Annotated in this window: 24 protein-coding genes and 1 pseudogene; 9 read left to right on the plus strand and 16 right to left on the minus strand. The window is 52.8% G+C overall.

The window, feature by feature from the left end:
- Positions 1–93: 93 nt before the first annotated feature.
- The 8 genes and pseudogenes from CV944_RS05040 to CV944_RS05075 all read right to left on the minus strand — a co-directional run.
- Positions 94–273, minus strand: a pseudogene (locus CV944_RS05040) (ABC transporter permease); the annotation flags it as partial.
- Positions 251–955: an ABC transporter ATP-binding protein gene (locus tag CV944_RS05045; RefSeq protein WP_033024831.1), complete on the minus strand. Its 705-nt coding sequence runs from the start codon at positions 953–955 to the stop codon at positions 251–253. The gene CV944_RS05045 and the pseudogene CV944_RS05040, both read right to left, overlap by 23 nt.
- A 19-nt stretch (positions 956–974) precedes the next feature.
- Positions 975–1,940 (minus strand): efflux RND transporter periplasmic adaptor subunit, encoded by a 966-nt coding sequence (locus CV944_RS05050; RefSeq protein ID WP_033024830.1) that lies wholly within the window; start codon positions 1,938–1,940, stop codon positions 975–977.
- 198 nt (positions 1,941–2,138) lie between these two features.
- On the minus strand, positions 2,139–3,158 hold the full coding sequence (locus CV944_RS05055; protein ID WP_013146183.1) for a LacI family DNA-binding transcriptional regulator: 1,020 nt from the start codon (positions 3,156–3,158) through the stop codon (positions 2,139–2,141).
- Between the two features lie 18 nt (positions 3,159–3,176).
- Positions 3,177–4,712 (minus strand): alpha-amylase family glycosyl hydrolase, encoded by a 1,536-nt coding sequence (locus tag CV944_RS05060; RefSeq protein ID WP_063330269.1) that lies wholly within the window; start codon positions 4,710–4,712, stop codon positions 3,177–3,179.
- 71 nt (positions 4,713–4,783) lie between these two features.
- The gene (locus tag CV944_RS05065) at positions 4,784–5,626 is read right to left on the minus strand and encodes a sugar ABC transporter permease (protein WP_100663923.1); all 843 of its coding nucleotides are present in this window, start codon (positions 5,624–5,626) and stop codon (positions 4,784–4,786) included.
- The gene (locus tag CV944_RS05070; RefSeq protein WP_033024827.1) at positions 5,626–6,906 is read right to left on the minus strand and encodes a carbohydrate ABC transporter permease; all 1,281 of its coding nucleotides are present in this window, start codon (positions 6,904–6,906) and stop codon (positions 5,626–5,628) included. Before CV944_RS05070 ends, CV944_RS05065 begins: the two co-directional genes overlap by 1 nt.
- 69 nt (positions 6,907–6,975) lie before the next feature.
- Entirely contained in the window at positions 6,976–8,247 is a 1,272-nt protein-coding gene (locus tag CV944_RS05075) for a sugar ABC transporter substrate-binding protein (protein WP_100663924.1), read from the minus strand.
- A gap of 252 nt (positions 8,248–8,499) precedes the next feature.
- Here CV944_RS05075 and CV944_RS05080 point away from each other — a divergent pair, with 252 nt between their 5' ends.
- Entirely contained in the window at positions 8,500–10,266 is a 1,767-nt protein-coding gene (locus tag CV944_RS05080; protein ID WP_100663925.1) for an alpha-glycosidase, read from the plus strand.
- A 60-nt stretch (positions 10,267–10,326) separates the two neighbouring features.
- Here the strand turns inward: CV944_RS05080 and CV944_RS05085 are convergent, their stop codons facing one another.
- Both CV944_RS05085 and asnB read right to left on the minus strand, forming a co-directional pair.
- Complete coding sequence (locus CV944_RS05085; RefSeq protein ID WP_233204972.1) at positions 10,327–11,175, minus strand: helix-turn-helix transcriptional regulator; 849 nt, start codon at positions 11,173–11,175, stop codon at positions 10,327–10,329.
- 47 nt (positions 11,176–11,222) lie between these two features.
- Entirely contained in the window at positions 11,223–13,070 is a 1,848-nt protein-coding gene (gene asnB / locus CV944_RS05090) for an asparagine synthase (glutamine-hydrolyzing) (RefSeq protein WP_063330274.1), read from the minus strand.
- 264 nt (positions 13,071–13,334) lie between these two features.
- Here asnB and CV944_RS05095 point away from each other — a divergent pair, with 264 nt between their 5' ends.
- Positions 13,335–13,883 (plus strand): DUF2777 domain-containing protein, encoded by a 549-nt coding sequence (locus tag CV944_RS05095; protein ID WP_044746224.1) that lies wholly within the window; start codon positions 13,335–13,337, stop codon positions 13,881–13,883.
- A gap of 99 nt (positions 13,884–13,982) precedes the next feature.
- Here the strand turns inward: CV944_RS05095 and CV944_RS05100 are convergent, their stop codons facing one another.
- From CV944_RS05100 to CV944_RS05110, 3 genes are all read right to left on the minus strand, one after another.
- Positions 13,983–16,841 (minus strand): EAL domain-containing protein, encoded by a 2,859-nt coding sequence (locus CV944_RS05100; protein ID WP_100663926.1) that lies wholly within the window; start codon positions 16,839–16,841, stop codon positions 13,983–13,985.
- Between the two features lie 124 nt (positions 16,842–16,965).
- Entirely contained in the window at positions 16,966–17,319 is a 354-nt protein-coding gene (locus CV944_RS05105) for a YisL family protein (protein ID WP_100663937.1), read from the minus strand.
- 145 nt (positions 17,320–17,464) lie between these two features.
- Positions 17,465–18,367 (minus strand): fumarylacetoacetate hydrolase family protein, encoded by a 903-nt coding sequence (locus tag CV944_RS05110; RefSeq protein WP_033005596.1) that lies wholly within the window; start codon positions 18,365–18,367, stop codon positions 17,465–17,467.
- 300 nt (positions 18,368–18,667) lie between these two features.
- On the opposite strand from CV944_RS05110, the gene CV944_RS05115 reads away from it, so the two are divergent.
- Positions 18,668–18,850 (plus strand): aspartyl-phosphate phosphatase Spo0E family protein, encoded by a 183-nt coding sequence (locus tag CV944_RS05115; RefSeq protein WP_013523088.1) that lies wholly within the window; start codon positions 18,668–18,670, stop codon positions 18,848–18,850.
- A gap of 9 nt (positions 18,851–18,859) precedes the next feature.
- On the opposite strand, the gene CV944_RS05120 is transcribed toward CV944_RS05115, so the two are convergent.
- The 3 genes from CV944_RS05120 to CV944_RS05130 form a co-directional block, all read right to left on the minus strand.
- Positions 18,860–20,026, minus strand: coding sequence for a DUF418 domain-containing protein (locus CV944_RS05120; protein ID WP_033024816.1), 1,167 nt, complete (start codon positions 20,024–20,026; stop codon positions 18,860–18,862).
- A gap of 147 nt (positions 20,027–20,173) precedes the next feature.
- The gene (locus CV944_RS05125; protein ID WP_100663927.1) at positions 20,174–21,769 is read right to left on the minus strand and encodes a fatty acid--CoA ligase; all 1,596 of its coding nucleotides are present in this window, start codon (positions 21,767–21,769) and stop codon (positions 20,174–20,176) included.
- 211 nt (positions 21,770–21,980) lie between these two features.
- Positions 21,981–22,205, minus strand: coding sequence for a spore germination protein (locus CV944_RS05130; RefSeq protein WP_011230195.1), 225 nt, complete (start codon positions 22,203–22,205; stop codon positions 21,981–21,983).
- Positions 22,206–22,355: 150 nt separating this feature from the next.
- On the opposite strand from CV944_RS05130, the gene CV944_RS05135 reads away from it, so the two are divergent.
- The 6 genes from CV944_RS05135 (at position 22,356) to CV944_RS05160 (ending at position 24,369) form a co-directional block, all read left to right on the plus strand.
- Complete coding sequence (locus CV944_RS05135; protein WP_013146200.1) at positions 22,356–22,580, plus strand: spore germination protein; 225 nt, start codon at positions 22,356–22,358, stop codon at positions 22,578–22,580.
- Positions 22,581–22,650: 70 nt separating this feature from the next.
- Positions 22,651–22,872 carry a spore germination protein gene (locus CV944_RS05140; protein WP_011230193.1) on the plus strand — a complete coding sequence of 74 codons (222 nt, stop codon included), beginning with the start codon at positions 22,651–22,653 and terminating at the stop codon, positions 22,870–22,872.
- A 15-nt stretch (positions 22,873–22,887) separates the two neighbouring features.
- Positions 22,888–23,112, plus strand: a complete 225-nt coding sequence (locus CV944_RS05145; RefSeq protein WP_033011652.1) for a spore germination protein GerPB — start codon at positions 22,888–22,890, stop codon at positions 23,110–23,112.
- A gap of 83 nt (positions 23,113–23,195) precedes the next feature.
- Positions 23,196–23,798: a spore germination protein GerPC gene (gene gerPC, locus CV944_RS05150; RefSeq protein WP_100663928.1), complete on the plus strand. Its 603-nt coding sequence runs from the start codon at positions 23,196–23,198 to the stop codon at positions 23,796–23,798.
- Positions 23,795–23,986, plus strand: coding sequence for a hypothetical protein (locus CV944_RS05155; protein ID WP_033011648.1), 192 nt, complete (start codon positions 23,795–23,797; stop codon positions 23,984–23,986). The genes gerPC and CV944_RS05155 overlap by 4 nt, the downstream gene beginning before the upstream one ends.
- Positions 23,983–24,369 (plus strand): spore germination protein GerPE, encoded by a 387-nt coding sequence (locus CV944_RS05160; protein WP_033011646.1) that lies wholly within the window; start codon positions 23,983–23,985, stop codon positions 24,367–24,369. Before CV944_RS05155 ends, CV944_RS05160 begins: the two co-directional genes overlap by 4 nt.
- The last annotated feature ends 337 nt before the right edge of the window (positions 24,370–24,706 follow it).

Genomic DNA, 24,706 nt, shown 5'->3' on the forward strand with positions numbered 1-24,706 from the left:
ATCCTATTTTCAGCAAAATATAGTTAAGGCGATTCATCTCCCACTTACTCCGCTTCGCTTCGTTGAAGTGGGAGTCTTCTCGCCTAATTAAGATAAATTCGTTCCGAGCTGATTGATTTGGCTTGTCACTTGCTCACTTGAGCCTCGACCGATGGAGACGAGCACGATGACGGACGATACGCCGATGATCATGCCCAACATCGTCAAAAAGGAGCGCAACTTGTTGCCGCGAATGCTGCGCCACGCCATTTTAATGGATGGAAGAAGCCCCAACGAACTCACCTCTTTCTTCCAACAACTCGCCATCTTGAATGCGGACGATCCGCTTCGCTTCTCTGGCGACTTCCCAATCATGGGTGATGAGTACGATCGTATGCCCTTGCTCATTGAGCTGCTTCATGATGTGCATAATCTCTTTGCTTGTTTTGCTGTCAAGCGCGCCGGTCGGCTCGTCAGCGAGCAAAATCGGCGGATGGCCGACAAGAGCGCGGGCAATGGCGACGCGCTGTTGTTGGCCGCCTGACAGCTGGTTGGGCAAATGGTGGACTCGCTCCTGCAGCCCCACTTTTTCAAGGCATTCATAGGCAATGGCTCGCCTTTCTTTCACCTTCACTCCCCGATAAATGAGGGGAAGCTCAACGTTTTCCAGCGCCGTCAGTTTGGATAGAAGATTGAAATTTTGAAATACAAATCCGATTTTTTGATTGCGAATGACGGCGAGTTCATCCTCTTTCATCGTTCTGACTTCCTTCCCGTCGAGCCGGTAGCTGCCGGAATCCGGGCGATCAAGGCAGCCGATCATATTCATCAACGTCGACTTGCCCGAACCAGAGGGACCGACAATCGCAACAAAATCCCCTCGTTTGACTTGCAATGAAACCCCGCGCAGCACATGCACCGTTTCTCCTCCTAAACGGTACGCTTTCGTCATCCCTTGAATATCAATCATCAACATACGATTCTCCTCCTTCCTCTCATGGCTGGCCACCTGTCCGACGGTTCATTCCGCCTCCTGGCATGCCGCCCATCCCTGGCATCCCGCCCATCATTCTTTCTTGCCGCCCTGGATTATTCGTACTGGAGGAAGTAGAAACGCTCGGCAGCTTCACGATTTGCCCTTCGCTCAATCCATCGGTAATTTCAATGTTGTCTTCATTGCTAATGCCGGTTTTCACCGTTTGGCGCACAGCCGTGCTGCTCCCGTCCGCCGACTGTTGGACGACAAGCACAAACTTTTCATCATTCATCGTGTGAACCGCTTCGATCGGAACATACAACACATTATCTTTCTTTTCGACTAAAATGCTTACTTCCGCTGTCATGCCGATTTTCACATTCGTCGGTTTATCGATGTGCACCGTCACATCGAAAGTCGACACACCGTTCGAAACCGTCCCTTCTTTGGCGATGGAGGTGACCTTTCCGGTATATGTCGCCTCAGGAAAAGCGTTGATCTTAATCGCAGCGGTTTGTCCGACCTTCACTTTTGGAATATCAAGCTCATCCACTTGCACTTTTACTTGCAAATCGCTGTAATTGGTGAGATGGGCGACGACTTGTCCGTCATTGACGCGGTCTCCTTCTTCCACGTCGAGCGAGGTGATCGTTCCAGCTGCTGGCGCTTCAATCGGATCGCTGCCATCAGTAAATGTAATGAGGTCTTCCCCCTTCGTCACGGTTTCCCCTTCGGAAACGAGCACTTCATCCACTTCTTTGCTGCCGTCAGCTTGAATGTCCGTGCTCGTTACGGACTCAACCGTTCCCGATCCACTCACTTTCACTTCCAACGTTCCTTTTTGCACTGAAGCGGTCGCCGTCTGAGCCATGGCGGGCTCGCTTTTGGCCTGCGTGAAGTACCATGCACCGCCGGCGCCGGCTGCAGCCACAATCGCGACCAACGCGATGATCCATTTTTTCACTTCGCATTCCCCTTTCTCCATTTCAAATAAGCATCGACACTCCGATTATCCAAAGGGTTGCTTAATTTTCCCTTAATTTTTTCGTTTCTTCCTTCCAAACCTGAACATACGCTGTCCACAATACTTTTGCATGGTGACCAAAATGAAAATATGATCATGCTCGAAAACAAAAAACGCCCGCCAATACGACGGACGTCTCTTTGCCAACACCGCTTCTTTCTAACGCTGTGCACACGACCCACGCTCCACGAGCCGGTGCGGGATGATGATGCGTTTGATCGGTTCATTCGGGTTGGTGATTTTCTCAATTAAACTTTTCGCCGCTTCGTAGCCGAGCTGAAAAATGCCGATGTCAACCGACGTGAGCGGCGGACGCGACATTTCGGCGAGCAGCGTGTTGTTGAAGCTGACGATCGAAACATCTTCCGGGACGCCAAGCCCCATTTCATCAAGCGTTTTCAAGATGCCGAGCGCCATGAGATCATCGGCGACGACAAGCCCGGTCGGCGGCTCAGGCAACGAAAGAAGCTCCTTCATCGCCTCTTGGCCGCCTTCCTGCAAAAATTCTGCATGGACGACGTATTCCGGCCGGTACGGAAGCCCCGCCTCCTGCAAGGCCGCGGCGTAGCCGGTTTGGCGGTCGACGGTCACCAAATATTGCGGATTGCCGCCGACAAACGCGATGCGTTCGTGCCCGCGGGCGATCAACCAGTTTGCCGCATCTTTCCCCGCCTGGACGTTGTCGTTGTCGACATGGGTCACTTGTTCCGCTTTTTGGTGCGGTTTGCCGATGACGACGAACGGAAAGCCATGCTTTAACAAGTACTTCATGAGCTTATCGTTTTGCCGCGAGTAAAGCAAAATAACGCCGTCGACGCGCCGTCCTTGCAGCATCTCCACGACTCGCTCGTAAATGTCGTTCTCTTTCTCTCCGGTCGACATTTGCAAAGCATATCGCTTTTCATGGGCGGCTTTGCTGATGCCGCGGATGACTTCCGGGAAAAACGGGTTTTGCAGCGCTTGGTCGGCGGAGCTCGGCATGACGATGCCGATCACTTGCGTCATTTGGCTCGCGAGGCTGCGGGCGATAAAGTTCGGATGATAGCCGAGCTCTTTCATCGCCTCGCGCACCCGCTGCTTCGTCTTCTCGCTGATGCGCGGGCTGTCGGCGATGACGCGCGAGACGGTTGACGGCGCAACGTTCGCGCGTTTCGCCACATCTTTAATCGTAACGGTCATAAGGTCCCTCCTTTCCCTCTATTCCGGCATCCGCTTCGCCCGTTTTTTCACCAAATACAAAAACAAAAGAAACAATACGTAAACCGATACGATGGCGGCGATAAACGGAACGTTGATCCCAGTTTTTTCCCGCAGCTTGTACACTTCCGCCGTTTCGCGGTCGAGCACAAGATCGTATCCGTCGCCATCGCCGCGGACGAGATCGTCCAATAAAAAGCCGCGCAGTTCCTTGTTTTTTGGCAACTGGTCGTTCGTTAGGTGAACGTGCTGCGTTTCGCCCGTGTTGTTGATGGCGATAACCGTTGTTTCATCTTCATATTGCCGTTTCCACACCGCCATGCCGTCTTTTTCATACAGGAGCGTAAAATCGCCGCGCCGCAAAGACGGCAGCTGTTGGCGGAGCGGGCCGATTTTTTTTAAGTAATCGATGATCTCCGGATCGGCGCGGAAATCCATCAAGCGGCGGTTGTCCGGATCTTGGCCGCCGTTCATGGCGATTTCGGTCCCGTAATACATGATCGGGATGCCAGGGGCGGTGAACAAATACGTCATCGCCAGCTTGATGCGTGAAATCGGATTGTTGCGGTTGTCAATCGAAAGTTTCGTAAACCGCACGGTATCGTGATTGTCCAAAAACGTCCCGAGCAAGTACGGGCGGTCGTAAAACGTTTTGTTGTATTCCCAGGCGTCATACAACGGCCGGAGCGATGCATCGCGCCTAGCAAGCGACTGCTTCACCGCGCCATACAGCGGATAATCGACAAAACCGTCGATGCCGTATTGGCCGTACTCGGCAATATAGCGCGGATCGTCGCTCCACACTTCGCCAAGAAGGAAAAAGTCTTGTTTCACCGATTTCACTTCTTTGGCGAACTCCTGCCAAAATGATTTTGGCACATGGCGCACCGTATCGAGGCGATAGCCGTCAATGTCCGTTTCTTTGATCCACCATTTGGCCGCATCGATTAAATATTTCTTGACTTCTGGATTTTCCTGCGCTAAATCCGGCAGCCCATACACCCATCCGTTTTCTAGTTGTGTTTGATCATTCCAGTCGAAAATCTCTTTTTTCGGATGGAACCAATCTTTTTTCGCCGGGTCGCGAAGCCATGGATGGTCGTAGCCGACATGGTTGGCGACAAAGTCCAAGATGACTTTCATATGGCGCTTGTGCGCTTCTTTGACAAGCGTCTTCAAATCATCCAGCGTGCCGAAATGCGGATCAACGCGATAAAAATCTTTGATCCAATACCCGTGGTATCCGCCCGGCATGTTTTCGAAAATCGGCGTCAGCCAAATGGCCGTAAATCCCATCTCCTTGATGTAATCGAGTTTCGCCGTCACCCCTTTCAAGTCGCCGCCGAAATACCCTTTCGGATCGTTGACATTGACGCCCTTGTCATTCGTCGGATCCATATTGTTAAACCGGTCGACCATAATGAAATAAATCGCTTCATCTTGCCACGTCCGTTCTTCTTTCTCCGCCGCCTGCACCGGCCAGGCATAAAAAAGAAGGAACGGAAGGACGAGCAGCATAAAGAGCCGGTTCCCCATTTCCATTCCTCCCTTCCCGATTCATTTGCTCATTCGGAAACGGGTAAGCCCACTATTTATGATAGCGGTTCTTACCCTTTTGTGCCACCGGCCGTTAAGCCGGAAATCAAATACCGTTGCAGGAACAAAAAGACGACGGCGATCGGCGCGGCGATCAAAATCGAGCCGGCGGCAAAGCGGGTGAAGTTGTTCGCAAACCGGTCGCTGATGAAGTTAAACAGCCCGACCGCCAATGTAAATTTGTCCGGGTCGCGCAACACGATCGACGGCAGCAAAAAGTCGGTGAACGGCGCCATGAAGTTAAACAAGGCGACAACGGCTAAAATTGGCTTGGCTAAGGGCAGCATAATGCGGAAAAAGACGCCGAAGTGGCCGGCACCGTCGATGCGCGCCGCCTCATCCAGCTCGCGCGGAATCGTATCAAAGTAGCCTTTGACCAGCCACGCGTTAAACGGGATTTGCCCCCCGACGTAAATAAGAATGAGCCCCCAAAGCGAATCGAGCAAATGGAGCATATTGAGCAAAATATAGATCGCGACCATCGCCATGAGCGATGGAAACATTTGCAACACTAAAAACAAATACAGCCCCGTTTTCCGCCCGACGAATTGGTAGCGCGAAAACGCATAGGCGATGAGCGCCGTGAAAAAGACAGATAACACCGCATTGGCCGCAGCGACAAACAAGCTGTTTTTATACCAAAGCAAATAATCGCTGTTCGGACTGGTAAACAACCACTTATAGTGCTCAAACGACCACTTCTCCGGGATGAGCGACGCCGAATACAGGCTCGTTCCTGGATTGAGCGACATACTGATCGTCCAAAGGAGCGGATAGGCGATGACGACAAACATGAAGGCGATAAACAAATAAATGAGCGCTACTTCCACGCGCGATTTCCATTTGCGGTTCATCAAATGTTCCCCTCCTCTTTAAAGGAACGGGTGCGCCGGAACTGGTAAATGGCAAACCCGCTGACGATCAAGCCGATGATGAGCGAGATCGCCGCCGCCATATTGTAGTTGTTCGTCGTGAACGTCAAATCGTACACCCAAGAAATCAAAATGTCGGTGCCACCGGCGTTTTGCCCGCGCACCGCAGGCCCCCCGTCGTTGAACAAATAGATGATGTTAAAGTTGTTGAAGTTGCCGGCGTATTGCATAATCAACAGCGGTGCGGTCGCATACAGGACGTGCGGCAGCGTGATCGATTTGAACTTTTGCCAGCGCGTCGCCCCGTCGATGTCGGCCGCTTCGTACCAGTCGCGGGAAATGCTTTGCAAAACGCCGGTAAACAGCGCAAAGACGAACGGGAAGCCAAGCCACGTCTGAATCAAAATGAGCGCGACTTTCGTCCAAAACGGGTCGGTCATCCATGGGATCGACAATCCGAACAAACTCAACACTTCACGGTTGATGGCGCCGAATTTGTCGTTAAACATCGCCGCAAACACTAAAATTGTAACAAACGCCGGCACGGCCCACGGCAAAATGAGCACCGTGCGGATGAAACGTTTGAACTTGATGCGCGGGTCGTTGACAAGAAGCGCCAACAACAGGCCAAGAGCGATTTGCGCCGTCGTCGCCACCACGGTCCAAACGATCGTCCAGGCGAGGACGCTGAAAAACGTGCTTTTCCAAATCGGAATCGACACTAAGTTTTTGAAATTTTCCAATCCAACCCAGTTCAATAAATGCCGCGGCGGCGAGTGGTACAAGTTGTAGTCGGTAAAGGCGAGCGACACCATAAACAACAGCGGCAGCACGACGATAAACAACAGCATCACAAGCCCGGGCGTGACAAAGATGTACGGAAATCCTTTATCCCAAGCGTTGCGGCACGATTCCCACAGCGACGGAAACGGTTCGCCCCTTTGCCGGCGGCGGGCGTCGTTGCGTGCATCAATGATGTTCGCAATATGCAGGGCGGCGGCAAATGCGATGATGATGACCGACATCAACCCTTGAATCAACAGAAAAATCGAATGATCCAACATCGGGATTTCGCCAAGCGTCACAAGCCCCCACAGCCCGATGTTTAAAAAGTTGTAAAACGTCAGCAAAAACGAAGCTTCAATGATGATGAACAAGATGCCTTTGACATACCGGCGGTTGTACAACTGCCCAAGGCCGGCAAACAACAAAGACAGCGCCATCGCCACCGCCGGCCGATGGCGGACGTTTGCTTCCGGCATTCCAATCCCCCCTATCATATGGATAAGAATAGTGGATAGGGCTGATCCTATCCACCACGACATCACTCGTTATTTTCCAGCGCCGCTGGCGGCGATTTTATCTTGAATCGTTTTCACTGCCTCACCGAGCACCGCTTTCGGGTTGTCGCCTTTCGCGATAAATTGCAACGCATTGCCCATCGGCTCCCACACTTGCGACATTTCCGGCACGTTCGGCATCGGCTCGCCGTATTGGATTTGCTCCGCAAAGCCGGCGATCAGCGGGTCGTTCGTGATTTTTTCGTTCGTCAACGCTTTTTGGTTTGCTGGCATTTCACCGGCCACTTCATAGTAGTGGAGCGAGTTTTCTTCGTTCGTGACAAACTTCATGAAGTCGACCGCCCATTCTTTGTTTTGTGAATAGGCTGATAACATCCATGTTTTTACGCCGACGAACGATTTCGGATGCTCGCCGTTGTCCAAAACCGGCAGCGGCGCCGTCGCCAATTTGTCGCCCAACGCTTCTTTATACGACGGGATGTTCCATGGTCCGGTGATGGCAACGGCCACATTTCCTTTCGTAAACAGCCCGTTCATAATATCGCCGGTGATTTCTTTCGGAATGTAGCCGTTTTTAAACCACGATTGGACGAGCTCGGCTCCTTTGACGGCTCCATCATTCGCGAGCCCAATGTCGCTTATGTCGTATTTGCCGTTTTCATTTTTAAACACATAGCCGCCATAGCCGGCGAAGAACGGATAAACGAAATAGAAGTTCGTCGCTTCCATTAAAAAGCCGTATTGGTCTTTGGCCGCATTCGTTTTTTCCTTGGCGATGTTCATCAAGTCATCCATCGTTTTCGGCGCTTCCGGCACTAAATTTTTATTGTAGAACACGCCGTATGTTTCAACGACCAGCGGCACGCCATACGTCTTTCCGTCATAGGTGACCGCGTTGATGGCCGTCGGACTGTACTCGCCTTTCGCATCACCAAGGTCGACTGGATCGGCCAATCCTTGCAGCACAATGTCGCCGATGCGGTCATGCGGCTGGTAGAACACATCCGGCCCTTTGCCAGCCGGTCCGTCGAGCGCTAGTTTTTTCGTTTGATCGAGCATGTTGACCCCAACCATCTCAATTTTGATTCCGGTTTTTTCTGTGTACTTTTGGAAAATATCTTTTAATGCTTGTTTCTGCTTTTCGTCGTCGTTCACCCAAACGACCAGTTTGTCCGGTTTTTCCGCCTTTTCGGTCGTTCCTTGACTTTCTTTCGGCTGTTGAACGTCCCGTTTCGGTCCGCAGGCAGCGAGCACGCCCACGAGCAGCACAGCCATGAGAAACAAAGACAATGTTTTCTTCATGCTCTCCCTCCTCTTTTGATCGACTCTTTTTCAGTGCAACCATAGCGAAACCGTTTGCGCATTAAAATCGCAATCACTCCAATGAAAACGATTGCACCTTTCAACTCTATTATATCGTCTATTTTTCATTTTACAAGCTTATTTTCTATGAAATTTGACTTTTTTTTTACATTGGCGTACGCTTTGTTTAACGGAAGTCTATCATGCAAACGATTGCTTTTACCCAAATTGGATTCAAGAGGGGGAACGATGATGCAAAAAGAAGCCATTCACCACCGCCCGACTGACAACTTCGCCTATGCCTATGATGGCGAAACGCTTCATCTTCGGCTTCGGACAAAAAAAGATGATGTTGATCGGGTGGAGCTGTTGCACGGCGACCCGTACGAGTGGCAAGACGGCGCCTGGCAGTTTCAAACGATGCCGATGCAGAAAACGGGAAGCGACGAACGATTTGACTATTGGTTCGCCGAGGTCAGACCGCCATATCGGCGGCTGCGCTATGGGTTTGTGCTTCGAGCTGGGGGCGAACAACTGGTCTATACGGAAAAAGGATTTTACCATGAAGCTCCGAGTGACGACACCGCTTACTACTTTTGCTTTCCCTTTCTTCATCGGGTCGACCTGTTCCAAGCGCCGGGCTGGGTAAAAGACACCGTATGGTATCAAATTTTCCCTGAGCGGTTCGCCAACGGCAACCCGGCCATCAGTCCGGAAGGAGCGCGGCCGTGGGGAAGCGAAGACCCAACGCCGACAAGTTTTTTTGGGGGGGATTTGCAAGGAATTATCGACCATCTCGATTACTTGGCTGACCTTGGCATCACCGGCCTTTACTTGACACCGATTTTCCGCGCACCGTCGAATCATAAATACGACACCGCTGATTATTTTGAAATCGACCCGCACTTTGGGGACAAAGAGACGTTGAAAACACTTGTCAAGCGCTGCCATGAAAAAGGGATCCGCGTCATGCTCGATGCGGTCTTCAATCATTGCGGCTATGAGTTTGCCCCGTTTCAAGATGTGCTGAAAAACGGCGCAGCCTCTCGGTATAAAGATTGGTTCCATATTCGCGAGTTTCCGCTCCAAACCGAGCCGCGCCCGAACTACGACACATTTGCGTTCGTGCCGCACATGCCGAAACTCAACACCGCTCATCCGGAAGTGAAGCGCTACTTGCTTGATGTCGCGACATACTGGATTCGCGAGTTTGATATTGACGGCTGGCGGCTCGATGTGGCGAACGAAATCGATCATCAATTTTGGCGCGAATTCCGGCAGGCAGTGAAGGCGCTAAAGCCCGATGTGTACATTCTCGGCGAGATTTGGCATGACGCCATGCCTTGGCTGCGCGGCGACCAGTTTGACGCCGTCATGAACTACCCGTTCACGGACGGGGCGCTTCGCTTTTTCGCGAAAGAGGAAATCAGCGCCCGCCAGTTTGCCGATATCATGATCCGACTTCTTCATTCGTATCCGAAACAGGTGAACGAAGCGACATTCAACTTGCTTGGCAGCCATGATACACCAAGGCTGCTTACGGTTTGCGGCGGCGACGTCCGCAAAGCGAAGTTGTTGTTTTTGTTCCAGCTGACGTTCACCGGTTCGCCGTGCATTTACTATGGCGATGAGATCGGCATGACGGGCGGAAACGATCCGGAGTGCCGGAAATGTATGGTGTGGGATCCGGAGCACCAAAACCGCGAACTGTTGGCGCATGTCAAGCGGCTGATTGCGCTAAGGAAGCAGCACCGGGCGCTCCGGCGCGGAGATGTCTCCTTTCTTTCCGCCGACGACAACCCTAACCATCTCGTGTATGAAAAAATTGACGGCGCTGAAACCGTGCTCGTCATCATCAACCGAAGCAATGATGCCGCCGACATTCCGCTCCCGCTCGACCTTCGCGGAAAATGGCTTGTTGACCTCTTGACCGGAGAGCGGTTTGCGGCCGAGGCGGAAACGCTTTGCGCCTCTTTGCCTCCGTATGGGTTTGTGCTCTATAAAGTTGAAAGCTGGTAAGATGGCGCAGCCATGTGTTGCTTTGATCACAAACCGGTGCAGCGGTTCGCTGCGCCGGTTTTATGTACGCCTAGCCATGCGCCGGTATTCGGTCGGGGTCATCCCTTCCATCTTTTTGAATACACGCGAAAAATACGCGCCATCATCAATGCCGACCCGCTTGGCAACCGCCTCGACTGTTTCATTCGTTTCCGCAAGCCATTGCTTGGCTTTCGACAGGCGGTAATACGTCAAATAACGGCTAAATCCCATGCCCATCGTTTTTTGCATACAGCGGGTGATGTAATCGGGATGAAAACGGAGCCCTTTCGCAAGCATTTCGAGCGTAATCGGCTCGTTGAAATGTCGTTCGATGTACGCCACCGCCGCCGCACTGACTTGTTCCGCTGCACTTGGGACGGACAGCTCCTGCTTTTGCAAGTGCCAAAGAAATTCCACAAACAAAAGCAGCTGTCGGAGCGGCCGGTCCATATCCCGCTCCACGTTCGGCTCGACAAGTTGGGCGAGCAGCTGTTCGGCGCGCTCCCGTTGTTTCAGCTCCCCATATTGACGGATCGAAAGCCGGTATTGGATTGGCTCAGTGTACGTCGCCTCTTTTTCCATCACCGTTTGCCGGCTCGCCGGGCAGTCCGGAGCAACCGTGTAGTCCGGCAGCAAAAAGTGCAGCCAAACAAGCTCCGTTTTCTCTTCACACGGGCGGTGTCCGTAATGTTCGCGGTCGGGGATCAACAGCAAATATTGCCCGCTGCCGATGGCAAACTCGCGCCCGTTTTCCGTCATATACAAACAGCCTTGTTTCACATACAGCAAGTCAAATACGGTAAACGTTGCGCGGACTGTTGATGCTTCGGCGCTGGCGGTCGCGCGTCTGGATGAAAAAGACGGTGGCGCCGCAAGCGAAAATGGCATGAAGCCTCCCGCCACGAAAAAATAAGAGCTGCGCATCAGCGCAGCTCTTATTCTTTAATATGAATGCCGTAATGGTCAAACCAAACGTGCACTTGGCCAAGGTAGGCAAGCAGTTGCGGACCGGTCATCAGCTGTCCAAACCAAGGCACCTCGAATGACTTCCCTTCCGATTCAACGAGCGCCGTCAACTTTTCCGCGTCAAAAAACTCGTGTAAAATCGAAGAACGGTCGCGAAGCAGCTGTTCAAGCCATTGCTTCACCAGCTTCGTATACAATGGATGATGCGTTTTCGGGTACGGGCTTTTTTTCCGATAGAGCACCTCCTCCGGAAGCAGCCCTTCCAACGCCTTGCGCAAAATGCCTTTTTCGCGGCCGCCGTACATTTTCATTTCCCAAGGGATATTCCAGACATATTCCACAACCCGATGATCGGCAAACGGCACACGCACTTCCAAGCTCGCTCCCATGCTCATCCGGTCTTTTCGGTCAAGGAGCGTCGTCATAAACCAAATCATATTTAAATAAAACAGCTCGCGCCGCTTCGCTGCTTCCGCACTTTCCCCTTCCAGGCGCGGCACTTCGGCAATCGTCTGTTCATAGCGCATTTGCACGTAATCGTCGAGGCGGAGCTTTTGCCGCCATTCTTCCTTTAACAACCCGATGCGCGCCTCAATCGAGCGCATCCATGGAAATCCTTTGCGCGCCAAATCGTCCGGGCGATGAAACCATGGGTAGCCGCCAAAAATCTCATCGGCGCATTCTCCAGACAAACTGACGACAAACTGCTCGCGAATTTGTTTGCAAAACCAAAGAAGCGACGAATCGACATCAGCCATGCCCGGAACGTCGCGGACGATGACGGCTTCATGCAAATGGCGGAACAGTTCTTCTTGCGTGATCACGCAGCGATGATGAACCGTTTGAAATTGGTTTGACACCTGTTCGATAAATGGTGCATCGGTGTTTGGCTGAAAATCGTTTGCCCGGAAATACTGATCGTTTCCTTCATAATCGATCGAGTACGTATGAAGCGGCCCTTTTCCAGCTGTCGCAAAGGCATTGGCGGCAATCCCTGTAATGGCGCTTGAATCGACTCCACCGGATAGAAATGTGCAGACCGGCACATCGGAAACGAGTTGGCGCGTGACCGCATCCGTCAATAGAAAGCGCAGCTTTTCGACCGTTTCCTCGAATGAATCGCGATGGACGTCGCTTTCGACATTCCAATACCGCCAAATGCGAAGCCCGTTGCGTGAGAAAGTCAACGCGTGCGCGGGGCGCAATTCTTGGATGCCGCAAAACACGCCGTGCCCCGGCGTGCGCGACGGCCCCAGCCCGAATACTTCCGCCAAGCCTTCATAATTGACTTCCGCTTTCACATCCGGATGGGCCAAAATCGCCTTGATCTCAGATCCGAACAAAAGCTCCTTGGCATCTTGGCGATAAAACAGCGGTTTGACCCCGAGCCGGTCGCGCGCCATAAATAGCTGCTCCCGTTCTTCATCCCAAACGGCAAAGGCAAAAATGCCGTTGAGCCAGTCAACACATTGTTCTTTCCATTCGATATAAGCGGCGAGCAGCACTTCCGTATCGGAGTGGCCGTCAAACCGGTAACCTTTATGCAACAGCTCCTTCCGGATGTCTTCCGTATTGTACAGCTCGCCATTGTAAACGATTGTGTAACGCCGTCCGTTTTTGTTCCGGATCATCGGTTGTTTGCCGCCAGCCGGGTCAACCACAACGAGCCGCTTATGCCCGAACGCGGCATGGACGTCAAGCCATGTATTTGTATCATCCGGCCCGCGTTTCGCGAGCGTCTCTGTCATCTCGGCAATCGTTTTCCGCTCACGGCGCAAATCGCGCCCGAAATGCACCCAGCCAGTAATGCCACACATACGAACCAATCCTTTCCTTATCAAAATGACAGGCAACTGTTCTTCGCCGAACTGTTCGCATTGTTCTTTGGATCGCCCGTTCTTTTTTCTTGCGGATCTCGTGGGCTGCCGCCATTTTCCCCAAGGCGCTAGCCCTCCCCGCATCGGCATGATTCCATTTTATGCACCACGGGTCATTTCGATGAATTGTCCGATGTCAACAATAACGTGAATAAACGGACGAAAAGGTGGAAAAAAAGAGAAGTACAAGGAGGATGAGAGACATTGAATATTGAAGAGCGCCTGCAGTGCATTGCTGAACAGCCGCGGGCTTACGTGCAAGGAACAGCGGAGTTTGTCAACAATGAATGGGTGTTTTTTGATGAGGAAGCAGAGGAAGCGGCGTTAGTCGAGGAGATGGCCCAGCAAGGGATTGAACTGTTCCGCTATGGGCATTGGCTGTCCGGACGGTGGCAGGAAAACGGCACGATCGCGACCGACCTCGGCATCTTCCCCCTCACTGACGGCGACCGCATCCGCTTCCGCAAACAGCTGACATACGCGTACCGGCAATGGATTGCCTCGCTTCCCAATCCGTCCTTTTTTCAATACGTCCAATGGCTGAACCATCTTGGGTTTTCGCTTTACGACTGCCTGTACTGCTACAACGGCTTATTGTTTGCCAAATCATCCGGCGTCAATTTTATGATCTATGACAATACAGAGCAAATCGCCAGCGTCCATCATTACTATGAACGCGGGCCGATGCCGGCCGACCGATTTGAAATAACATTCAACAGCGGCGAACGGGCGATTTGCGCCCAAATAGGCTGAGGACAAAAGCGGCCGGGCGGGTTCCCGCTGTTGACCGAACGTCTCCGCCTCGTGCCACAGGCTGCCGCCTCCTTTTTTCAAGGCGGTGGGCAAGCATCTTTACAACTGATTCATCTGGCGTCCGGTCATGTATGCGGCAATCTCCTCAGCGACAAGCGGCGGGCAGAGCGCATATCCTTGGGCATAACTGCATTGCAAATCGCGAAGCCGCTCGAGCTGCTCCAATGCCTCGACTCCCTCGGCGATCGTTTCCAGTCCGAGCCCGCGTCCCATGGTGATGATTGCTTTGACAATGGCGGCGTCGGACGCATTTGTATGGAGACGTTCGATAAACGCCCGGTCAATCTTCAAAATCGTCGCCGGCAGCTGCTTTAAATAATGAAACGAAGAATACCCGCTGCCGAAATCGTCGACGGCGATGCCGACGCCAAGCCGCTTCAACTCATCCAAAGTGCGCATCGTGCTCGATAGATGACGGAGCATGGAATGTTCAGTCAGTTCAAGACGCAAACATGATGGCAACAAATTCGACTGCTTGAGCGCTTGCTTCACGTCGTCAACGAACCGTTCGTGCTGAAATTGCACAGCAGAAACGTTGACGAAAATGGCTAGTTTATCGTTTCCTGTCTCCCTTTGCCATTGCTTTGTCTGCCGGCAAGCGGTTTGCAGCACCCAACGGCCGATTTCATGAATCAAGCCCGTCTCTTCCGCCAACGGAATAAACTCGTCCGGACGCACAAGCCCAAGCTTCGGATTCCGCCAACGGACCAGCGCTTCCGTCGCGATGACCGCGCCGGTATGTACGTCGACAATCGGCTGGTAGCAGAGGAACAGTTCGTTTTCCTCGATCGCCTTTCGCAAATAGCCGTCCATTTCAAGCCGGTGCATCATTTCGGCATTCATTTCGGGGCAGTAGCGCTCCACGCGATTGCCCCCGCCTTTTTTCGCCATATTGACCGCCATATCAGCGTGCCGAAGCAGTGCATGTTCGTCCTCTCCATCATCTGGAAACATCGCTAGACCAACGCTTGCCGTAACGAAAAATTCCTTTCCGTCGTACACAATCGGCCGCGCCACTTCGCGCACGATGCGGAGCGCCGCTTCCGTCGCCGCCTGGGCCTCTGTTTTGAGCGGAAAAAGCAAGCAAAACTTGTCGCCATGAAATCGGCCAAGCTCCGCACTAGGCGGCAAGACGCGGCGAATGCGCTCGACAAGCTGGCGCAAAATGTCATCTCCGGCGTAATGGCCGACGCTGTCGTTAATCCATTTAAACCGGTCGAAATCAATCAAAATAACGGCAATTTTCCGCTGTTTCTGCTTCGCTTTCTCCAGTTGCCCGGCCAACAGCTCCATCCATTTCGTCCGATTCGGCAAGTTCGTATCCGGATCGTAGTACGCCAAATAAGCAATTTTCTCCTCGGCCTTTTTTTGCTCGGTAATGTTGTGCCCGATGCCATAAATGCCGACTTTTTTTCCATCAACAATAATCGGAATGTTTTTCATTTGGAAGAGAAGCCGCTCCCCCGATTTTGTTGGAATTTCCAAGTTGTACGTTTGCACGTTTCCGCGCAGCGCCCGATAAAAGTAGCGGGTAACACGGGGGATATCGTTCGGATGAATATACTTGAGCGAATTCGTATACAAAATCTCTTCTTTCTTGTAACCGAGCACTTGCTCAAAAGCGGGGTTGACGCTTGTCAAACGGCCGTGCAAATCTGTGGAATAGACAATGTCCGTGTTATGCTCAAACAACGATTTGTAGCGTTGCTCTGACATTTGCAGGCGAACATGCAGGCGCCCCATATCGCGTGAGGACGTGGACATGAGCTGGGCGAGCGTCATGATTCCTTCCGGCGGCGCCGGCAATGGCGACGACAAACTGTTCTCCGCTGATGCCGCTGTCTCCGTCAGCGACACAGCGGCAAACGCAGCCGTCCACACCGCTGTAGCTGTATGTGCGTCTTTCACGAATACTTCGACAGCCGGAAAGAATGCAGCCTGTCCAAAAGCAGACATAACCCCGTCAAATAGCGGACGCGTATACCCACTGAGCGCCGCGCTGTAGTAAAAGAACATCCCCTCAGCCGATTGCTTGGCCGCATGCATGGCGGCGTCGCGCGCGCTCCAGTAAAGGGACGGGGCATGAACATAGGAAAAACGAACCTTTTCCCCATCATGGACGTGACCTCTTACGGCAACGGAACCGTCTGAATGGAGAGCGACAATCGGCAGGCAGACATCGCGCCCGTTTCGTTCGATAAGAAACGGGAATTCCACTCCGGAAAGCGGCAGACGGTCCATAAATTCTTTGCCTAAATACCGTTCCAAATACCATGACGGCTTTTGTCCATCAAGCTCATCAATTTGTTGGCCACTGCTTTTCGTAATGGAGAAGGATCGTCCGACAGGCTCCCATAAAAACGGGGCCATACAGTGGCCGCGAAGCGCTGTTCCACTGAAAGAGACGGCGATTCCTCCGCGCTCAAGCCGACCGTCGGGCGAAAATAACACGCTGCCCTCGGGAAGCGCGCAGCCGATGATAACCATTCGTTCGTTTGCAAGCGGCAAGCGGCGAAGCAAGGGCGGCAAAGCCGAGCGGTGATTCGTAAACAACAAAAGCAACGTCGTATCGTGACGAACGACCGCCTCCGCGATCAACGCCGCCAATCCATCCGGGCGGTCAAACTCATCAGCTGGCAGCGCCAACGACGAAACGGTTGAAGACGTCATCGACGCGACGCCAACAGCGAGATTCGCCTCCCCGGCCATTGGCAGCGGTCCTGCCATCCCAACCATATGGGCGTGCGGCCAACGACGGGCTAACGCGGCGGCCGCATGGCGCACTGCTGCCTCATCATTGCCCGCGATTTGGACAAACAACGGCTCATCCAAGGAAGAACTATGCTCCCTGAGCAAATGATCCAGCTCCTCGGCGCGGCGGCAGCAGAACCAACGCATAAACGATCATGCCCCCTCCCGCTGACCAACGAGGTCGAAAAATTCAAAAAACATTGTTTGTTTTACCATATCATATTTTCGCCTTCGACAAAAGCGGCAACCAATAGAAGGCTGCCGCTTCGCTTTAGAATAAGTCAAAACCAAGTGGCAGCAACAGGCCAAGGAACAGCGTCACCACAAGGGCAATGACCCATTGCGTCCATCCTGCCGCCGCGCTTTTTCCTTTTTTTACAGCTGCTAAAACCATTTCCATCGCTCCGATCACCCACAGCCCGGCAAGCGCTTTTAGCCAATAAAGCGCGGATATCGAAGCAATGCTATGCAGCAAAAGCAGGCCCGTCGCGATCGTGAGAATGTAAAACAGCCGCAACACCATTTGCACGATCTTGGCTTTGCCCGCCCCTTGCCGCTCCATCGACACCGCAAGGAAAAACAAAACAATCGTGATGAGCCAGCTCGTAATATGGGCATGCGTCAACGTCCATCCCTCCAATCATTCCTTGTTCCTTCCTAATCATAGCACGGCGGGCGGACGGTTGACAAACTTCACGAAAACGAAAGACGCCCTTTCTTTCAAGAGGACGCCTTTCGAACATCAATGGGGGCTTCCTCACTTTCGCCGTTTACTCTCCCACTTTGTTGCGCAACATGCCGATGCCTTCCACCGTCACCTCAATGACATCACCCGTCTGCAAAAAGCGCGGCGGGTTCATCCCTTTGCCGACTCCAGCCGGCGTTCCTGTCGCGATGATGTCGCCCGGCTCAAGCGTAATGCCTTTGGAGATCGTCTCGATGATCGATTCAATGGAAAAAATCAATTGTTTCGTGTTGGCTTGCTGGCGCACTTCGCCGTTGACCCGTGTCTCGATGCGCAAATCGTTTGGATTTGGCACAAATTTGCTTGGCACGATCCATGGCCCCATCGGGCAAAATGTATCCAAGCTTTTGCCGAGAAAATATTGTTGGTGCCGCTCCTGCAAATCTCTTGCTGTCACATCGTTGATGATCGTGTATCCAAATACGTAATCAAGCGCGTCTTCGCGGCGGATCGCCCGCCCTTGTTTGCCGATGACCACCGCCAGCTCCCCTTCATAGTCCATTTCATCCGTGACATCGGCATGGCGCAAAATTGTTTCCTCATGACCGATGACCGTTGTCGGCGCTTTCGTGAAGACGATCAAATGCTCCGGCACATCGGCGCCGCCGAGCTCCAGCGCGTGATCAACATAGTTTTTGCCGATGCAAAAAATGTTTTTCGCCGGCCGTGGGATCGGGGCCAAAAGACGGACATCGTTGAGGCGATAAACGTACTCCCGCGTCGGATGGCCTAGCGCCCAGTCAATCACTTTTTGCGCCCGTACGAGAAACTCCTCCCCTTGGGCAATCGCTTCAACCATCGTCGTCGGCATCGTCTCCGTTCCATCCATCGCCCGTTCGGCGCGGCGCAAATGAACCGCCCGGTCGTCTCCTTGCGGCACGGCTCCAACAAACGTTTCTCCATCGAAAAGTGCGGTGATCAGTTTCATCGTGCCTCTCTCCCTTTCTTTGTTATGCAGCGGACGCTTCGTGAACTCTTCTCTTCCACCCGTCTTCGTCATTTTGGCGCGTTGAGGATGATATTCGCCATCGAGGCGAAAAAGTCCTGCTTTTGTAGAATTTTGTCTAAATTAGGAAATTTATCACTTATTTTCCCGAATCGCTTCCTTTTTTCGTCGGGATATGTATAATAATGTTTAGTTTCCACTAGGGCGTCGATTGCGACTTTCGTCATGCAACAAACGTCTTGCATCGACGCGGCATGCCTCAACCAACATTTCAAACGATTGATGGTGAAGGAAATGGTTCTGTTGCAAATTGAAGAAAAACGACAACAAATGATTGAATTGGCGCTCACGTATGGGTTCACGGCCAAAGAGACGATCGAATGCAGCCAAGAGCTTGACCAATTGATCAACCAATATTTGCAGCAAACGAGGATTTTTGAATCGCCTTCCCCGTCCGTTCAGTAAGCGGGGTTTTTATTGCCCCGGCCGGCGGCGAAACGGCGGCCGCGTTCCGTATGTCCCCCACCTCCACATCCACTCAACCGGGCCATAATGAAAACGCGCAAACCAAAAGCGGCTTATCCACACTTGAGTCGCATACAAGGCAAACGCAATCAACATCTCCTGCCATGCGCTTGTGCGTCCGTACCACCCAAGCCCATAACCATAAAACAGCGACGTGCAAACGAGCGATTGCGCGAGGTAATGGGTGAGCGACATTTTGCCAACGTCTTGCCACCACCGCCAAGCGCGCTGCCAACTTCGTTTCCCGCAGATAAACACGGCTGCCGCCGCGTAGAACACCGCCAATGCGGCGCCTCCAAAGCTGTTTTGGATGTACATGGTCAAGTCGTTGACCCCAGCCCAATACGGAATGGTTTTCAGCGCTAAACCAAAACATAGCGCCCACCTCATCAGGCGGCGCAGCTTGGCTGGCGAGTGACGGTCGGCTTCAAGCCAACGTTGGTCGGCGGCATAGCCGCCAAGCAAACAAAACGGCAGCACGGTCAACACCGTAAGCAAAAGCCCTCCATCGCCGTTGATATACATCCAGTCGTTCCACCGTTGCCAAAACACATCACCAAACGTTCCGCTTTGATAATGACGAACCGCTGCGGCCGCCTCAGCCTCGTGGCCGCCAACTGGTTTCGTTCCTCCTGTCCACATGCTGAGGGCCATTAGCAGCACCATAAGGCCGTGAAAAAGAAGAAAGACAGCGACAGCCGCCGTCCGCCACCAATGCGGCGGGGCGGCGAACAAGAAAAACATGATGAATCCGGCGACCGCATAGGGGATTAAAATATCGCCAAACCAAAGGCCAAACGCATGAGCCATGCCGATCCCAAGCAAAAGAAAGAAGCGGCGCAACAGAATCGGAATCGGCCGCTTTCCGCGGCTGCTGATCCGGCGGAACATGGTCATCGCCCCGAACCCGAATAAAAACGCAAACAACGGATAGGCGCTCGCTTCAAACAACACATCCACGACGGCAACGAAAACTCGGTCAAAATCACTGCCCTTGACGCCGTCGTCGTATAACGCCGGCGAGGAAACATAACGCATGTTGACAAGCAAAATGCCGAGCAAGGCGAATCCACGCAACACATCCGCCGCGGCGATTCGCTCGGTCGATCTGATCATCGCTTTCTCCCTTCTTTCTACCGCCTAGTACCGCCTAGCCGTCTGCGCAATCGGCGACGCCTTACCGCCTTGCCGGCACGCCCGCCGCCTTATCCATTTCATTCGATGCGCTCTCCTCTGTCCGTCTGAAGACACATGCCTGTATCATCAGTTGACATAGCGACCCGATTTTCCGATTGCATCCCAATATTGGCGGCGCAAGTGTACTTTCTGAATTTTTCCGGAGGCTGTTTTCGGCAGCTCATCCACAAACGTAACACCCGTAATCGCTTTGAAGTGGGCCAACTTTTCCCGCGAAAAGGCGATCAGCTCCTCTTCGCTCACCGTATGCCCGGGTCGAACGACGACGAACGCATGCGGCGTTTCCCCCCATTTTTCGTGCGGCGCGGCAATGACCGCTGCCTCGAGCACAGCAGGATGTTCATAAAGCGCCCCTTCGACTTCAATCGACGAAATATTTTCTCCTCCGCTAATAATAATATCCTTTTTCCGGTCGACGATATCAATATGCCCGTATTCATCGACGGTCGCCATATCGCCGGTATACAGCCAGCCGTCGCGGATCGTTGCGGCGGTCGCTTCTTCGTTTTTCCAATATCCTTTCATGACGCCATGGCTGCGGACAATCACCTCACCGATCGCCCGTCCATTCTTCGGCACTTCCTCTCCATTCTCGTCGACGACTTTCACCTCGCAGCCGATCATCGGATAGCCGGCTTTCGCTTTCAGCCGCTGCTTTTGCTCCACAGGCAGTCCGTCAAGCTGCGGACGAATGAGCGAAATCGTGCTGAGCGGAGACGATTCGGTCATGCCGTACACCTGGATAAACTCCCAGCCGAGCTTTTCCTCAACGCGTGCGACAAACGCCGGCGGCGGCGCAGAACCGGCGATGACGACCCGCACGCCTTCCGGGACATCTGGTTGATATTGCTCATAATATTGCAGCAACATATTGAGCACAGTCGGAGCCATATGCATAACCGTCACCTGATGTTCCTTGACAAGATCAAAAATGACTTTCGGATCGACTTTACGCAAACCGATTTGCGTTGCTCCGTTGGCAGTGTAATAAAACGGAGCCCCCCAGCCGTTGACGTGGAACATCGGCAACACATGCAAATACGTATCGCGGTCGGACACACGCAAATGGTGCATCGTCACAAGCGCATGCAAATAGTTGTTCCGATGCGTCAGCATGACTCCTTTTGGGTTGCCTGTCGTCCCGCTTGTATATAGCAAGCTGCATATATCGTTCTCATCGATCATCGGGCGCGGAACCGGCGCTGACGACTGGGCGGCGAGCCATTCTTCGTAAGCGGTTTCATCAATCGCCGCCTCTGTTTTATGGTGGACAATGATCTCCTCGACCGTTTCAAGCTTGTTTTTGACCGGTGCAATCAGCCCGTACAGCTCCTGATCCACAAACAACACTTTCGTTTCGCTATGATTCAAAATAAAAACGTAATCATCCGGTTTCAGCCGCGTATTCAGCGGCACCATCACCCCTCCCACTTCAAACACACCGTAAAACCCTTCGAGCATCTCGAGCGTGTTGGGCGCCAAGTACGCCACGCGGTCGCCTTTGCGAACGCCAAGCCCCCGCAGCCCGTTGGCAAGCCTCGACACTCGTTCGCCAAGCTGCCTGTATGTCACCGTCCGTCCGGAACAAATCATCGCCGGCTTGTCCCCGTACAGAGCGACAGCGCGGTCTAAAAAATGGGTCAGAACAAGCGGTGCGTTCATTCTCCCATCCCCCTGTTTTATGTTTTAGAAAATTCACAATTGTATTATATAACAAAGATGGCATAAAGAAAAAGAGGGCCGTCCCAAAAGTCGTAAAATGACTTTTGAAGTCAGCCCTCTTTCTTGGATAGTCCACTCCATTGCGCCAAAAAAGAACCTGGTTTCTTCTTTTTTCCAAAAACGAACGCTAGGGGAGTCGTCTCGACAATAGCTAGTTATTTCCTTTCACCCCGGCGTCCAAGACATCCGGATCGACCGTATTCGTGACGCTGCAAAACGTATTCGTTTGCAAGAAATCGCCAGTATTGCCGCCGCCGGCACCTGAGTTTGACTTCGTGGTGCTTTTCGGAGCGATTTGCAGCACATCGCCCATGTTGACAGTGCCATTGCCGCTTACGTTCGTCACTTTGATCCCACCAATGACGATTGCTGGCATCCCCTTTCCCCTTCCTTTCTGCCCGTTCCCTTTCTTTATCATACGCGGGAGCTGCTTTCCTCAATTGGACTCTCACCCCGCATTGAACCGTTTTTTCTCCGTTTTCATACAATAACGATAGCGACACGACGAAAAAGGAGGGGGCTCTTCATGCCTTCATTTATCAGCGGTCCAATTAAAATCACCCATGTCAGCGGCGACGGCACGGTGAATTTCGGCGACGTCTTGCAAATCACACCAAAGAGCACGTTGAAATCCAATACCGGCTCAGGCGGCGGCAACAACGGGGACTTCCTGCAGACGAATACGTTCGTCAGCTTTACCAACACCGGCGATCCGGATATGATAGACGCGAACAACGCCGCGAACAATTAGGGCGAACGTCAGCCGGCTTGCGCCCATACACTAGTATCAACGAAGAAAACAAGGAAGGGAGCATGCCCACATGCCGGCTTTTGTCGGAGTCGTCAAACTGAACAGCATCGGAAGCAGCGGCGTGTTCCATATTGGCGATGTGTTTGCGATTTCCCCGCAAAGCGTGACGAAAACGTTCGCTGGCGCCGGTTCGTTCAACACCGGCGACGGGCTTCATATCTATAACTATTACAGCAATACGAATACGAATGACGCCGATGTCGCCGATGAAAATGTCGTCGGGAACGTATGAAGGAGGAGAAGGAGGTTGAATGTTTACATCAGCCAAAGCATTTGCATCCATCAATTGCGGATTGGCTCCGTCACCAACTCATCCGTTTTGCAAATCGGCAGCGCCGGCAGCATCCAAGCATTGTCAACGCTTGCCAACACCGGCGGTTTCACTGGCCCGGCTTCGCAAGCGACCGTGCCGCTTGGCACCGCCGCCCAGCCGTCCGCTCCTCTCGTTCCTCTCCATTCGGCCACCCGCTAAATGCAGAGAAAAAAAGTGATGAGGACGACAGGCCGTCCATATATTGAAGTAAGAGGGGAATGTAGAGAGGATGATGGTGCACCATGAGTATATACGACTATTTCGTCCAACTGCGCCGCTATTTATTATGGCAGACAAACAAAGTACGGACGCTCGAACGACGTCTTTCCGTTCTCGAAGCCCGGCTGCGGGAGCTGGAATCGCAGCCGCGCACTACGATCGAGCGGATTGAATACAAATTTGACCAGCTGAAAGTGGAAACGCTCGAAGGAACGCTCAATATCGGCATCGCCCCACCGGGGGCCGGCGGCACCATCGAAGATTTCGCTGTCGAACCGGTGAAAACCGTCGTCCCAAAGCCGGAGCCGGTGTTGATGCGCCCGATTCAGGAAAAAGTAGCCGCCTACTTAAACAGTGAGGCGACAGAAACATTGAAGCGGCTTGAGCAGCAATACAACCGCCGCCTTGATGATACGTACCGGCAGTTTATTTTGCAAGATATCGCCCGACAGACGGATGAACGCATCCGCTTTTATTTGCAAGAGAAAGCAAACCAAGGCTATGTTCCCGCGGGCGATCGCGATGAAACGGTCGAAAACGAGATCTTCCAAAAAGTGAAAGCGGATATTGAACAATCGCTCGACGCGTTTTTGAAACACTTGCCTTCAGGGGAGGAATCAACGTGAATTATACCGTCATTAACCGCGACGTGCATGTCGGGGACATCCGCTTGACAGCCGTCGCCAGCGCCTCGCTGTTTTTAATCGGCGATGCTGATGTGATCAACTTATCGTCTGCGTTTGATACGCCGCCGGAATCGCTCATCATCGGCCCGTTTGTCCCGCTCGTGCCGGCTCGGGGTGGGGCATCGTGAAACGGACATCGATCGTTCAGGCGCTCCATGCCGAAACGTTGATTATTAGCTCTGTGCTGCAAATCGGCGACTCTGAACGGATTTCCGCCCGCACACGCGCTTTAGCCGTGCAGCGGCAATACGAGCTGTTTTTCGGGCCAGAAGGGGAACAAACATTCCCGATTTTTACCAAGCCGATTCCACGCTGGTCTTCCCCGCCGCCGGTTGCATCACAACAGACGCTCCACGAATCCCCGGTCATTTCCGTCCGGTCGATCCGCGTGCTAGGGATCTCCTCTTCGGCCGTTGTCCACATCGGCTCAACCTCCATCGCTGAAGGCGAAGCGCGCATCAAACATATCCGCCAGCTGGCCGGCCCGATGCCGTCAGCAGCAGATATATAGAGGCAACGAGGAAGTTTAACATGTCCCCTGACGGAAAAACGGTTTGCCCCTTTTCGACTGTCGAGGGAAAGCCACAGGCTTCTCCGTCACGCCTTGGCGTGACGGAGGACCGAACAACCGCCTGCTTCACAGACCTATATAATGGGTCTGGAAGTGGCGTTGTTCGGTCGCCCGACAGTCGATCAAATACTCGGTAAAAGTTGCAAATGGTAAATCTTCAAATTGCATCTATCCTGAAAATACCCGAACTTCAAAATGTGCAAGGTTTCAGAGTTCGACATAGCGGCATTTTCATTCCTCCGATGGTGACGAAATCTTTTTGTCATGGGAGTCTATA

The sequence above is a fragment of the Geobacillus sp. WSUCF-018B genome (assembly GCF_002809985.1).
GTDB lineage: Bacteria > Bacillota > Bacilli > Bacillales > Anoxybacillaceae > Geobacillus > Geobacillus thermophilus.